Raw genomic sequence first — 13,571 nt, 5'->3', positions numbered from 1 at the left:
ACCATGTTTGACGTAGCTCTGCCCACCATCGACTGGCTTGTACTCTCCCCCGTGATCGCGGTGTTGGTTGCTGGCGTACTCGGCCTCATGATCGAGACCCTGCGCCCGAAGCAAAACAATAACGTGATCGTGGGTGTTTCGCTCGTGGGGCTGGGTGTTGCTGCCGTGCTGCTGGGCCAGCAGTTGCAGCTCTTCCCGACCGAAACGTTTGCCCGGATGGTCGTGCGCGATCAGCTTGCAACGCTTCTGCAACTTGCGCTCGTGGGCGTGGGATTCATCGCGCTTCTCTTCAGCGAAGGGTATCTGCGGGAGAAGCGAATCGCCTTTGGCGAGTTCTATCCGCTTGTGCTGTGGTCCACGGCCGGTGCGATGATCATGGTGAGCACCAACTCGCTGCTGATGATCTTCATTGGGCTCGAGATCCTGTCGATTTCGCTCTACGTGCTCGCGGGACTCAGCCGGGGCGAAGAGAAGTCCGAAGAATCAGCGCTCAAGTACTTCCTGCTCGGCGCGTTTGCGAGCGGATTCTTGCTGTACGGAACGGCATTCGTTTACGGAGCGACGGGTGGCGTCCATCTGAGCGGGATCGCCCAGGCTTGGGCCTTGAACGAACCGATGACGCGTAACCTGCTGTCCTTCGGCATGGGATTGCTACTGGTGGGGCTTTGTTTCAAGAGCGCTTTTGTGCCGTTCCACCAGTGGACGCCGGACGTCTACCAGGGCGCACCGACGAATGTGACTGCGTTCATGGCTGCAGGTTCTAAGATCGCGGCGATTGGGGTTCTCTACCGCTTGCTCGACGCCTGCCTGCTGATGAAGGATCTGTGGCTACCAGCCCTCTTTTGGATCGCCGTCCTGACCATGACAGTGGGTAACGTCCTCGCCGTCGTGCAGAAGGACGTCAAGCGACTGCTCGGGTACTCCAGCATCGCAAACGCAGGGTACATCCTCGCGGCGATTGTCGCCCATGCCCACATGCCCGCAACCATCGGGTTCAGCACCGTCGCCTTTTTCCTCTTTAACTACGCGCTGATGACGCTCGGTGCCTTCGCGATCATTTCGCTCGCCGCCAAAGATGGGAAAGAGGGGACGCGCTTGGCGGACATGAACGGGCTTTGGAAACGTGCGCCGTTCATTGCAGTTGTGCTGATCATCTTGGTTGCGTCGCTCATCGGTATCCCGCCGACGGGCGGCTTCTTCGCCAAACTCTTCATCTTCCAGGATCTGATGACGGCGGGGCTCACGGGGCTGGCAATCACGCTCGCCGTGAACTCCGCGATCAGTGCCTACTACTATTTGGGAATCATCTATCACGCGCTCGTCGCCGACGAGGGGACGATCAAGACTCCGGGCGCAAAGCCCAATCTCGGTCTGACCGCCGCCTGTGCCCTGTGCGCGTTTGGAGTCTTAGCTATGGCTATCTTTAACAGTCCGATCATGAACATTCTGGAGCAGCAAGGGCATTGAACGTCGGCATCAGCATGTGGAGCTACGTTCACGCCTGGAAGGCCGATCGAATCGACCTCCCGGGATTCATCCATGAAGCGAAGAAGCTCGGTGCGGACGGCGTCGAACTCTTGGACTTCTTCTACAAGGAGCGAGAGGCAGACCGTGCACGCGCGCTCAAGGCCCTGGATGAGACTGGTCTGAAGTGCGGCGTCTTCTCAGTCGCCCAGAACTTCGCGAAACCCGATCCTCTAGACCGCAAGGCAGAACTCGGCAAGATCCGGCTTGGCATCGAAGAGGCCGTACGGTTTGGCGCGGGAGTGGTGCGGGTCTTTGCGGGTGACGTGCCCGCCGAGACGTTGATCACGTTTGAAGATGCGCGCGAATGGATCGTGGAAGGTCTGGCGGAAGCGTCGCGAATCGCGGGAGACGCGGGCATCAAACTCGCGCTGGAAAACCACGGCAAGCTTGCCGGTCGAGGTGAGCAAGTGCGCGACATCATTCTCGATGTTCGGAGCAGGGCTGGCAATGATGCACTCGGAGCGAACCCGGACACGGGTAACTTCTTGCTCGTCGGGCAGCCGAGTCACGAGGCGATCCGGGAAGTCGTGCAGTACGCAAACATGGTCCACTTCAAGGATTTTGCGCCCGCTCCGACCAGCTATGACGGGTTCGCCTACCAAGCCTTGGATGGCAGCAAGTTCATCGGCACGGTGATCGGAGAAGGCAGCGTGGATCTCGCTGCGTGCGTGGCGGAACTACGCACAGTCGGGTTCAGCGGATGGCTCAACCTCGAGTACGAGGCCGAGGAGGATCCCTTCACAGGCGTCCCCAAATCACTCGAGAACACGCGCCGATTCGTGTCCGCCTGACGCCGTTCTGTCCGATAATTTGAACCCGAACCGGGTACCCTCAGCCGCATGATCATCGTCATGCAGGTCGATGCGTCGCCGGAACAAGTCAGCGCTGTTGTCCGTGCGATTGAAGAGCAGGGGATAGAGCCCCTGGTGCTGCCCGGCGAGGGCCGTGTTGCAATTGGTATCCCCGCGTCGCTGACACCTGACCTGCGCGAAAAACTCGAGACGATCCTGAGCGGCCTGCCAGGGATCAACAAAGTAAGCACGACCAGCCGCCCGTACAAGCTGGCGTCACTGGAGTTTCACCGCTCGCGGACCATCGTCAGAGTCAAAGATGTGGAGATCGGTGGCGACTCGTTCGTGGTTATGGGTGGACCGTGCAGCATCGAGTCGCCGGAACAATTCATGGAGGCCGCCAAGTGCGTCAAAAACGCGGGCGCGACCATCCTGCGCGGCGGCGCGTTTAAGCCCCGGAGCTCGCCCTATTCCTTCCAGGGCTTGGCCGTCGAGGGGCTCAAGATCATGAAGGAGGTCGCAGAGGCGGTCGGGATCGTGACGATCACCGAGGTCATGAGCGGCGACTTGGTAGAGACAGTTGCGCAGTACACCGACATCCTCCAGATCGGGGCACGGAGTATGCAAAACTTCCCGCTGCTCATCGAGGCAGGACGCAGCAAGAAACCGGTCTTCTTGAAGCGTGGCCCGAGCGCAACGGTGGACGAGTTCCTACTCGCTGCGGAGTACGTCTTGAACCAGGGTAATCCCGATGTCATCCTCTGTGAACGGGGGATGATGCCGATCGATCGCAGCTACACCCGAAACACGCTCGATCTAAACGTCGTGCCGGTGCTGAAGGAAGTCTCGCACTTGCCGGTCATCGTCGATCCCTCCCATGGCACTGGAGTCGCGCGGTACGTGGCACCGATGGCCAAGGCGGCGATGGTTGCCGGGGCGGACGGCCTCATGATCGAGATGCACCCGAATCCCAAGGAAGCGCTGAGCGACGGCTCGCAGGCGCTCACGCCGGATCAGTTCGCCGCACTGATGACCGAGCTGCAACGTCTTGCCCCGTTGGCCGGTCGCCGAATGTGAAGATTCGGCTGCCTTGGCCGGGCACGCTGCTCAATACCCTTACCGTGATCCTAGGGTCCGCACTAGGCCTGGTCTTGCACCAGAGCCTGCCCGCTGGTCTCATGGACACCGCGCTTGTCGGGATCGGCCTCGTGAATCTCGCGATGGGAGTGAAGATGTTCATGGGCTCAGACAGCATCCTCATGGTTGCAGGGGCGATTGTATTCGGCGGGGTCATCGGAGCCTTGTGCGGCATCACTCCCGGACTCGATGCGGCGGCGGAGACGCTACGCCGGTCACTCGGTGCGGAAGGCGATTTCAATCAGGGGCTGGTGACGGCAAGCGTGCTCTTCTGTGTGGGGCCGATGACTCTCCTGGGCTGCGTGGAGGATGGTCTTCAGGGGCACTCAGAGCTGTTGCGTATCAAGTCGCTCCTCGATGGAGTGGCTTCGATCTTCTTGGCCGCGACGCTCGGGGCGGGTGTGCTCGCGAGTGCAGCCGTCGTGCTGATCGTCCAGGGAGCAGTGACCTCGATGGCGAAGACCCTGCGTCCGCTGGTGCATGATGAAGTCATGCAGAAGCAGTTGACGGCAGTTGGCGGCATCCTCATCCTTGCGATTGGTTTGAATCTCGCGAAGATCGCCAAGATTCCGACCGCCGATTACCTTCCCGCGCTGGTCGTCGCTCCCGCAATGTTGTGGGCATCCAGGCGATGGAGGCCCGCATGACGCTAGCTCGCATCGACTTCCTGACCGGGCTCGGCATGGCGGCCACGTACTTGATCACGCTGGTTGTTGTCACAGTTCTCTTCGCCTGGATCCGTCCTCGCAAACTCACGGAGGCGCTGGAAGCGCAGGCAGTGCGCCACGATTCGCTTCGCTCACTGCGCCTGGGATTGGCGCTGTTTGCCGTCGCTCTTGTGTTTCCGTGGTTCTTCGGGAAGTTGCCGATGGAGCCTTCGGAGAAGCTGACCGTTGACAGGCTGCTCGGCTTGAGCCTCATCATCGGACTGACGGCGTTGCTGGTCGGGATTTGGTGCGTCGTCATCGATCTGGCGATCGGGCGAGCAAGCGGGACGAATCGAAGCATGGGCCGGATTGTGCTGCCCTTCCTACGGCAGATGGGTCGCTTCGCCATCATCGTGGTCGGGCTGGTCGTAGCCCTGAGCTACGTGGGCGTCAATGTGGCAGGCATCCTCGCTGGCCTGGGCATCGGCGGTGTCGCGATTGCGCTGGCGAGCAAAGACAGCATCGAGAACTTCTTCGGCGCGTTCACGATTTTGGTGGACATGCCCTTCGGGGTCGGCGACTGGATCGTGGTCGGCACGATTGAGGGGGAAGTGGAGGAAGTTGGCCTGCGCAGCACCAAGATTCGCACTTTCAACGACTCGCTCATCACCATGCCGAACTCGACGCTGATCAAGGCGAGCGTCGAAAACATGGGTCGCCGACGGAAGCGTCGGTTGCGAGGGCTCATTCGATTCTCGCCTCCTGCTCGACCGGCGGCGCTTGAGGAGTTCTCCCGACGACTGCAAGAGAGCATCAACGAACAGCCTGAAATCGATGCAGCTCTAACGCGCGTGGCGGTCTCAGAGATCGCTGCGGACGGCGTCCACGTCAAGTACGTAGCCTACGCCATGGTGGAGACCGTGCGTGAGGAAGAACTCGTGCATCAATCACTCTTGACCGACGCGCTCACGCTGGCCCAGTCGCTGGAACTCGAGATCTTCCTCCGCGCGAACTAGGGTGTCTGCAGCAAGAACTCGTCCCACAGGGTATCGGCGGCGAATCTCATCTGGCGATAGTCGGTGGAGTAGCTGGAGAACTTGTTGTTCGGGCTGAAGTCGATCGATAGACCGTTCGAATTGGCGGAGTTCGAGTTGTGACCTTCCCACACTACGGCGGCCGTGAGGGCGGTCTGGACGTTCGTCGCAGCCGACTTGACGGCGAGCGGCGTCCCGGCGTCCGCCAGGTACAGGCGGCACAGATCGGACAAGTCGCGATAGTATCGAGTGCTGGTCGGGCTGTAGCTCTTCGCTGCGTTACGGACGTTCGGCGTAATCGTCGTCATGGTTGAAAGGTTGGCGATCAGTGCGCTTGCGAGACCATCGACGGCGGTCGCGAGATTGCCCAGTTGGTTCGTACGGATGACGCTCTGGGTGATCTTGCGCGGGTTGTAGGGCGCGTAATTGTTCATCCCGTCCACAAACCCCTTGGAGAGGTTGGCGGTGGTGTCGCTCGGGTTGGCGACCCACGGCGCGAAGACGAGATCGTAGGGATACCCCTCGCCGGGGGGGCTTTCCTCGCTGCCAGCGACGTACTTCACGTCGTCCTTGATCTCGTAGGCGACTTCGAGCATTTGCATCAAGCTCGCGTCCCAAGCGAGAATCTCGATTCCTTGGCCCTGAAGCGCCTGGCCCAACTCCCAGATTTGGATCTGGTTACCCGACTCCCAGTCTTCGCTTACGGACCGGACGGCATCTTCTGCGCCCCGTTTCCAGCCGCGTCCGTGGTTCCAGACGACAAGCGCGGTGCGGGTGGCCGGGTAGTTCTGCATCCCCCATTGGATGAACGACTTCAGCGTTTGCGGGATGCCCATGTCAACGCCCGAGCCCATGTCCTGGACTACGTTGCTTTGCACTCCCGCTGCGGTGTTCGGCGTGACTTCGAGTCGTCGGGTGCCGTCGAAGGTCGAGGATGGGAAGAGAGCACGGCTCTGCTTCCACTGGACGACAAACCGAACGTTCGGATTGTTCGCGACGCGCTCCATCTGATCGACGTTCAAGTCGCTGAATTCGAAGAGGTCGTTCGCGGCGTTCATATAGACGAGGATCGTCCACGGAGTGGTGGTGACCACGCGTTCGGTGACCGTGACGGGGGTCGCGCCGCTGAGTTCAGCGGCATAGGTCGCGCGGACCGATCCCGTCCCGACCGTCTCAGCGGAGAAGAGGCCAGTGGCGTTGATGGTGCCGATGCCTCCCAGGGCTGACCAGGTGAACGCGGTCGGACTGACGAGGATGTTTGCGGAGCCCGAGCGGGCGGTTGCGAAAAACTGCTTCGATTGTAGTCGCGTGAGCATAACCCCGCTTGGAGTTACGATCACCGAGGTGGGCGCATCCCCGATGCGGAACTGCTCCGTGACCGGCCCGTTGACGTTGATCGTAAGCAGCGATTCGAGCAGAAGTGTTCCGTTCCCTGCGGTGATGGGGTAGGCACGAGCCCGGACGACGTACGATCCGGTCGGCACGGTGTCTAGCGTGAGAACATTCCCATCCGCTCGGTTGAGGATACGACTCTCCACCGTGAGCCCCTCAGGGCTCATCAGGTCAAAAATCATCGACTGGACTGAGTTTCCGGTGGGGTCGGCTCCGCCCGTCCAAATGACGTTCAGTTGAACCTGATAGGTTACACCGCCTCCGCCCCCGGAAGCGCCCCCTGAACCTCCGCATCCTGCCAAGGCGAGCAGCATCATGAGTGAGGAGACAAACAGGACTAGGGAACGCATGGAGATTGGACGCCGATTCACTACCTCTAGTTTTGCAGAAATACGAGGTATGGAGCTTGGAGGCTTGTTCCGACAATAAAGACAACGTGTCTGAGGCACAACCACTACACAAGCTGATCTCGCTCCTGGGTGAAATGGGGATCCGCGCAGAATCGGACGGCCTGAAATCTTCGGCCGACGGTTACCCATTCACGCTTGAGCTTCCGAGCGGTGAGCAAGTCACGCTGGATCTCGACACGCCGCCTCTCGTTTCCAAGCTGGACCCGTCCGAGATTGGGGTCGCGGTGGTGGACGCAATGGGGTACACGGTGCGGAGTTGGGGATTTGCCACTCAGCTCGATACGTTGCGCCCCGACATCAGCGCATTCGAGACCGATCTCGCGCTGCTGATCCAGGCGGCGACGCGGGGCACGCCCGGCATCATGTACCTGGACGGAGTGCGCTACTACGCCAGCGGGTACGAGTTTGAAAAGTCGTTTGACGTCGTAGTGATCGTCACGAACGCGAGCGAGGAGCAGGACGCTCGGCAGCACGCTTCGCGGAGCTCGAAATCGGCGGAGGCACTTCGACGCGTGGGCAAGGCGCTCACGATGAATCAGAATTTGAGCCCTCTGTGCTCTGCCGCTGTGCAGGAGATTGCGAGCAGCACGGAGCTTGCGGCGGTCCTGTTGTGGGTGCACCAACCGGAATCCGACGGATACGAACTCGTCGGAAGTGTCGGAGCCAACCGCGAGGGGACACACGCTTTGCAGACCTTACGGATCGATGCCGAGTGCAGTTGTCTCGCGGAGCTGGTCGGCGGCTCGCGCCGGACTTTCACGCTGAATAGCGTCTACGAGAACATGATGACGGCGCACTTGGAGGCGAAGTTCTGCTACCTGCCACCGGGTGGCCTCATGACCATCCCACTCGTGAGCGGCGACCGGCTCATTGGCATGCTCGAACTCATCGCCCGGAAGGGTGACACTGAGTTTCTTGAATTTAGCGACCTGTACGAAACCATCGCCGAGCACCTCGCACTCGCACTGAATTCGGCAATCCTGTTTGACTCTATCGAGAAGCTCGCCTCAAAGGACCCGCTTACCGGAGTGGCGAACCACCGGTGCATGCAGGAGTTCTTGGACCGGCGCGTGAACGAATCTTCACGAACTCAGGCGGACCTCGGCGTGATCATGATCGACGTCGATCACTTCCGGGCGCTCAATGAAGAAGAGGGGCATGACACTGGCGACATGGTTTTGCGGCGAATCGTGGACGTGTTGCGCGAGTGCATTCGCCCGTACGACATGGCGGCCCGGTACGGTGGTGAGGAGTTTACGATCATCATGCCCGGCGGCGGTGAGCAGACGACCTTGGCGGTCGCAGAACGGATCCGCCAGCGCATCGAGGCGATGGAGATCGTCACGCTTTCTGGCCACGTCCGGCACGTGACCGTGAGTTCTGGTGTTGCGATTTTCCCGAAGACGAGCCGCGATGCGGCGGGTCTGCTTCGCGCGGCCGACAAGGCGCTCTACCAAGCCAAGCGAAATGGTCGGAATCGAGTGGTCCTGTTTGAAGGTGCGCTCGACGAACCGCGCGTGACATCGACCGTCGATCTGGATCGGATCCTTTCGTGGCTGACTCCGCGTGAGCGCGCCGAAGCGCTCGCCCGAGCGGAGCGTGCACATCCGCTTGTGCATCATCTTGTGACCACGCTGGGGTTGAGCAAGGGTCAAGAGGCGATCTTGAGCGCGCTGATCATCTTTGCGCCGCACTACCGGGAGACGCTGGTGGTCTGTGATGCCGAGCGACTGGAGGAGTTTCGCCGCGCGGCTGAGCTGCGAGTGCTGCTGCCGACACTGACCACACTGACGGAGTCGTACGATGGCTCCGGTCCGCTCAAACTGTCCGGGCCGCGTATTCCGATGCTGACTCGCGTCTTGCAGGTCATCGAAGCGATTTTGGATCGCCCGGCAGAGCTGTGGAACACCGAAGGGCAATACGATCCCCAGATTCTCCAGATCGCTTCGGACATGCCCGACGCCGCCTAGGCTCTCTGCGGGCAAGGTATCTTCGTGACCGATGGCGATTCGTCCCATGGTCTGGCAGGACTCCACCCTGCACATGCTCGATCAGCGACTGCTCCCCCTTCGTACCGAGTGGGTTCCGCTGACCTCTTGGCGGCAGGTCGAGAGCTCGATCCGGGACATGGTCGTCCGCGGTGCCCCTGCCATCGGGATCGCCGCAGCCTACGGCATCGTCCTGGCCGCCCTTGAAGGCGCAGACTTGAGCGAGGCAGCGGCCGGTTTGGCCGCGAGCCGACCCACCGCCGTCAACCTCTTTTGGGCGTTGGACCGGATGGGACGGGTGGGTTCTAGCGATCCCGCGGTCTTGTTGCAGGAAGCTCAGATGATTGAGAGCGAAGACCTGGAGATGAACCAGTCGATCGGGCGAAACGGGGCCGAGTTCGTTCGGCACGGGGCGCGCATCCTCACGATCTGCAACACGGGCGCGCTCGCTACCGCAGGCCACGGCACGGCACTGGGGATTATCCGTACCGCTCATGCCGATGGGAAGGAGATCTTCGTGTACTCGTGCGAGACTCGGCCACGGCAGCAGGGGTTGCGGCTGACCGCTTGGGAATTGACGCAAGATCGAATTCCGTTTAAGAGCATCGTGGACGGCGCGGCGTGCTCGCTGATGGCGGCGGGGCAAGTCGATTTGGTGGTGGCTGGTGCAGACCGGATCGCGGCCAACGGTGACAGCGCGAACAAGATCGGTACCTTCGCCCTTGCGGTCCAGGCGGCGCATTTCGGGATTCCGTTCTACATCGCCGCGCCGAGTTCGACGCTCGACCCTTCGCTGCCGGATGGCACGTGCATCCCGATCGAGGAACGAGCGGCGGAGGAGATCACCACCATCGAGGGGCAGCGGGTTGCGCCCGAAGGGTGTCCGGTCTGGAATCCAGGGTTTGACGTAACTCCCGCCGCGCTGATCCGCGCGATTATCACGGAGCGGGCCGCATACCGTGCGCCGTACGAGTTTCTGTCACACTAGCGGCCATGGCGAAGCGGGCGATAGTCATCGTGTTGGACGGATGTGGTGCGGGCGCGGCCCCCGACGCAGCCGCGTTTAACGACCACGAGAATCCGTCCACGTTGCACCACGTCTGGGATGCGTGCGGCGGTTTGCACACCCCGGTCTTGAACTCGCTCGGATGGTTTGCGGCGGCGGGTGTGCCGACGGAACACGCGATCACTCGCGCGGGCTACGGCCGATTGCGACCGGTCTCCATGGGGAAGGACTCGGTGACGGGCCACTGGGAGATGATGGGCATCGAGACCAAAGTCGCCTTTCCCACGTACCCCGAAGGGTTCCCGATCGCGCTCGTGAAGCGGTTCGAACAAGCCATCGGCGCGCAGACGCTGGGGAACAAGCCGTCCTCCGGTACGGTCATCTTGGACGAGTTAGGTGCATTGCACATGGAGTTGGGTTGCCCAATCCTCTACACGAGTGCCGACTCGGTTTTTCAGCTCGCTGCCCACGAGGAGATCGTGCCCCTGGCCAAGCTCTACGAGTGGTGCGAAATCGCGCGCGAACTGTGCCAGACCCCAGACAACGTGCAGCGAGTCATCGCGCGCCCGTTCGTGGGGGACCCCAAGGGTGGATTCAAGCGAACGCAGAACCGGAAAGACTATCCTGCCGTGCCGCCACCGAACTGGGTGGACAAGATCGGTGATGTCTTCGGGGTAGGCGTGGTGCCGGAGCTGTTCGGGGGTCGCGGATTCCGGTCGGTGCGGCGCACGCAGTCGAATGTCGAGCACGCGGCGATGTTGAAGGAAGCGATGGCGAGCGACGCGAAGTTCATCTTTGCCAACTTCGAAGACTTCGACATGCTGTATGGCCACCGAAACGACCCGATTGGGTTTGGGAAGTGCCTGGAGGAGTTCGATCTGATCCTGGCGGATGTGCTCAAGGGGCTGCGGCCGGACGATGTGCTGATCTTAACCGCTGACCACGGTAACGACCCGACCGACGCGTCGACGGATCACTCGCGGGAGTTTGTGCCTTGGGTAGTGGTTCAAGGCACCGAGACCGGGAACCTGGGAGACCGAGACGGGATGCAGCACGTCGGGGAAGCGGTCGCGCGGCACTTAGGCGTGCGGTAGGAACGGCACCAGCTCGTAGAAACTTCCGACGGGGGTTGCCCTCGCGGCAGTGATCTCCGTCGCGGTGAGGTGGCCGGTCAGACCGAAGACTCGCATGCCCGCCGACATGCCCGATTCGATCCCGGCGATGCTGTCTTCCACGACCCAGCAGTCGCAAGGCTCGCACTCCAAAGCGTGCGCAGCGAGTAGGTACACAGCCGGGTCGGGCTTGCCGCGAGCCACTTGCTCCGATGAGAAGAGTCGGCCCTCAAATCGCTGGATGAGCCCGCTACTAGTGAGCGACGCACGCATTTTGGCGAGCGAGCCATTCGAGACGACTGCGCACGGACACGTGAGTTGGGCAAGGCACTCACTCACGCCAGGCAGTGGCACGACCTCCGACGCGACCGCGCGGATTTCCATCTCCTCGATCTGACGGGCGAGGTCGGGTGGGGTCCGCGGTCCGAGCCTTGCCGCCGCCCAGTGGACGGTGTCCTGGGTTGTCAGGCCGGTGAAGACCGAGCGGCACTCCTGCACCGAGATGGCGATGCCGAGGGAGTTTAGAAGCGTGGTGAGCCCGGAATTGCAGACCTGTTCGGTATCGACGAGGGTGCCGTCGCAGTCAAAGAGAACTGCGCAAGGACGGCTCACGCCGCGGGTGCTTTGGCGAGGGCGGCAATGGTCTTTGGGAACTCGGCGAGGATCTCAAGAACCGTATCCTGCACCGTTTCTCCATGCGGTTCGTGGATGTCTTTGACCCATCGTCGCAGAGGCTCAAGGGCAGATTCATGCTCTAGCGCTTCATGCATGAACTGGGTCCCGTTTGCATCTTTGAGATCCAGCTCGATTCCGTTAAGCTTCAGGAACGCCAGGCACGCGACGAACGCGACAGCCTCGTTGCCATGGGGGAACGCTTGCTTTCGGGCCAGCCCGGGCAAAAACCGACCGGCTTGGCTTAGCTCGTCGGCATGTCGACCGTAGTTGTATTGGAAGTACGCCCCGTCTTCGAGCTTGGCGTAATCAAACGGCGATACCGATCCGGTCACCTGCAAATGGATCCAAAGGATGTCTTGGACGGTCAAGTAGTGAACGTAGGCCATTCGCTTCGGAGTTTACCGCCGTTTCAGCAGCGCATCGAGGAGGATCAGTGGCGAGAGCAAACGGTTCAGGTCGTCGAGCAGCAAACTCTTGCTGTTACCCACGAGCACCACATCGTCCGCTTGGATCACGGGGTTCGCGTCTTGCTTGCCGCTCTTCAGATACTCGTCGAGGTTGAACTCGCTGATGGCAATCTTTCCGTCCTTTTGCGCTCGGGCAAGATAGACGCGCCGAAGCGATCCGCCCTCGCGGACACCGCCCGCCATCGCAATGACGTCGGTCGCGCGGTAGTTGACGCCGTCCTTGAGGAAGAAGACGCCGCTAGACTGCACGCTACCGTGGACGCTAACCGTCCGCTCGTTGCGCTGGACGACCACCACATCTTTGTCCTGCATCTCAAAGCTGGAGGGCTTGCCTCCTGAGGCCAGTGCAGAGATGTCGATGCGATACGCTTGTCCCTCACGCAGGACGAGGATGTTGCGCAGCGTTCCCGCATCCGTCGTACCACCCGCCTTGGCGATGACCGCCTCCAATGTGGTGCTTCCAATGAATGCGTACTCGTCGGAGTCGCGGACTTCGCCCATTACGCGGATATGGTTGACGGGCTTGAGCTCCACCGAGATGATGTCGCCGTTCATGAGCACTGGCGCGAGCATGCCGACGGTTTGGACATTCGGAACGAGCTTTGAGTCCGGGCCGCGTCGGATCACGGTCGTATAGTCCTCGTTATTGAGCGCACCGACCCCGCCCGCTTCGGCAACGGCTTGATACACATCCGAGCCTTCGAGCAAGATGTGGCTGCCGGGGCGCGAAACTCGGCCGAGGACCCAAACGCGGACGTACGGCTTGACGCCAATGGTGATGACATCGTCGGCTTCGATGGAGAATGCGGCCTCCTCGCGGCCGGGATCGAGCGCCGTGTCGGCGGAAGAACGAAAGACGATCTGCTGCTGGCGGCTGACGGAGACCTGTAGCTGGTCTGGCGCGAGTGGGAGCGGGATGCCTGCCAGCACCATGCGCAGAGTGGCGAACGGCATGAGCGGGACGACGCCGCCCACGGTCTGGTTGCTGCCCATTCCCGCCGGAATCGCGGTGGTGGTGCCTGGGAGGTTTCCGCCGATGCTCAGGATGTAGACGACATCGGGGCGCTGGGTGAAGAAAGCGACATCGACGTAGGGGGTCTTCAGACGGCCCTGGAGCCCGGACTTGACTGACTGTTGGATCTCCTTGAGCGTCTTGCGGTGCGCGAGCACCCGGCCAAAACCTGTCCCCGAGATGCTGCCATCGCTGAGCACTGGAAACTGGCCCGAAAACTCTGGATGGCCGATCACCTTGACCGCTAGGACATCCCCAATTTTGGCCCGTGCTTCGGGCAGAACGGGCGCATTGGGCGCAGCCAATCCGATCGCAGAAACCATGAGAGCGAGACAGAGGACGAGCCACCGCATAATCGCGAGGGTACCTTGAA

At 61.4% G+C, this 13,571-nt stretch carries 12 protein-coding genes; 8 read left to right on the top strand and 4 right to left on the bottom strand.

Annotated elements, in window-relative coordinates; all coding sequences use genetic code 11:
• Positions 1-3 precede the first annotated feature (3 nt).
• The 5 genes from JNM85_07360 to JNM85_07340 are packed head-to-tail and all read left to right on the top strand — an operon-like array spanning position 4 to position 5,118.
• The gene (locus JNM85_07360) at positions 4-1,467 is read left to right on the top strand and encodes an NADH-quinone oxidoreductase subunit N (GenBank protein ID MBL8087872.1); all 1,464 of its coding nucleotides are present in this window, start codon (positions 4-6) and stop codon (positions 1,465-1,467) included.
• Positions 1,464-2,318, top strand: coding sequence for a sugar phosphate isomerase/epimerase (locus tag JNM85_07355; protein ID MBL8087871.1), 855 nt, complete (start codon positions 1,464-1,466; stop codon positions 2,316-2,318). The genes JNM85_07360 and JNM85_07355 overlap by 4 nt, the downstream gene beginning before the upstream one ends.
• A gap of 48 nt (positions 2,319-2,366) precedes the next feature.
• Positions 2,367-3,395: a 3-deoxy-7-phosphoheptulonate synthase gene (gene aroF, locus JNM85_07350; GenBank protein MBL8087870.1), complete on the top strand. Its 1,029-nt coding sequence runs from the start codon at positions 2,367-2,369 to the stop codon at positions 3,393-3,395.
• On the top strand, positions 3,392-4,102 hold the full coding sequence (locus tag JNM85_07345; GenBank protein MBL8087869.1) for a DUF554 domain-containing protein: 711 nt from the start codon (positions 3,392-3,394) through the stop codon (positions 4,100-4,102). The genes aroF and JNM85_07345 overlap by 4 nt, the downstream gene beginning before the upstream one ends.
• Entirely contained in the window at positions 4,099-5,118 is a 1,020-nt protein-coding gene (locus tag JNM85_07340; GenBank protein MBL8087868.1) for a mechanosensitive ion channel, read from the top strand. The genes JNM85_07345 and JNM85_07340 overlap by 4 nt, the downstream gene beginning before the upstream one ends.
• Here JNM85_07340 and JNM85_07335 read toward each other — a convergent pair.
• Positions 5,115-6,878 carry a hypothetical protein gene (locus JNM85_07335; protein MBL8087867.1) on the bottom strand — a complete coding sequence of 588 codons (1,764 nt, stop codon included), beginning with the start codon at positions 6,876-6,878 and terminating at the stop codon, positions 5,115-5,117. The genes JNM85_07340 and JNM85_07335 overlap by 4 nt on opposite strands.
• 86 nt (positions 6,879-6,964) lie before the next feature.
• On the opposite strand from JNM85_07335, the gene JNM85_07330 reads away from it, so the two are divergent.
• Genes JNM85_07330 through JNM85_07320 form a run of 3 tightly spaced genes read left to right on the top strand, consistent with a single transcriptional unit; the run spans position 6,965 to position 11,026 of the window.
• The gene (locus JNM85_07330) at positions 6,965-8,908 is read left to right on the top strand and encodes a sensor domain-containing diguanylate cyclase (GenBank protein ID MBL8087866.1); all 1,944 of its coding nucleotides are present in this window, start codon (positions 6,965-6,967) and stop codon (positions 8,906-8,908) included.
• Between the two features lie 31 nt (positions 8,909-8,939).
• Positions 8,940-9,914 (top strand): S-methyl-5-thioribose-1-phosphate isomerase, encoded by a 975-nt coding sequence (gene mtnA / locus JNM85_07325; GenBank protein MBL8087865.1) that lies wholly within the window; start codon positions 8,940-8,942, stop codon positions 9,912-9,914.
• 5 nt (positions 9,915-9,919) lie between these two features.
• A complete protein-coding gene (locus JNM85_07320) occupies positions 9,920-11,026 on the top strand; it encodes a phosphopentomutase (GenBank protein ID MBL8087864.1) in 1,107 nt (368 codons plus the stop codon).
• On the opposite strand, the gene JNM85_07315 is transcribed toward JNM85_07320, so the two are convergent.
• The 3 genes from JNM85_07315 to JNM85_07305 are packed head-to-tail and all read right to left on the bottom strand — an operon-like array spanning position 11,012 to position 13,551.
• Positions 11,012-11,656 carry an HAD family phosphatase gene (locus JNM85_07315; protein MBL8087863.1) on the bottom strand — a complete coding sequence of 215 codons (645 nt, stop codon included), beginning with the start codon at positions 11,654-11,656 and terminating at the stop codon, positions 11,012-11,014. The two genes, JNM85_07320 and JNM85_07315, sit on opposite strands and share 15 nt — an antisense overlap.
• Positions 11,653-12,105 (bottom strand): hypothetical protein, encoded by a 453-nt coding sequence (locus JNM85_07310; protein ID MBL8087862.1) that lies wholly within the window; start codon positions 12,103-12,105, stop codon positions 11,653-11,655. The genes JNM85_07315 and JNM85_07310 overlap by 4 nt, the downstream gene beginning before the upstream one ends.
• 12 nt (positions 12,106-12,117) lie before the next feature.
• Complete coding sequence (locus tag JNM85_07305; GenBank protein ID MBL8087861.1) at positions 12,118-13,551, bottom strand: SLBB domain-containing protein; 1,434 nt, start codon at positions 13,549-13,551, stop codon at positions 12,118-12,120.
• Between the last annotated feature and the right edge of the window lie 20 nt (positions 13,552-13,571).

This window comes from Chthonomonas sp. (assembly GCA_016788115.1).
Taxonomy (GTDB): domain Bacteria; phylum Armatimonadota; class Fimbriimonadia; order Fimbriimonadales; family Fimbriimonadaceae; genus UBA2391.
Note: the sequence above shows the minus strand (reverse complement) of the source record. Positions and strands in the feature narration are given on the sequence as shown.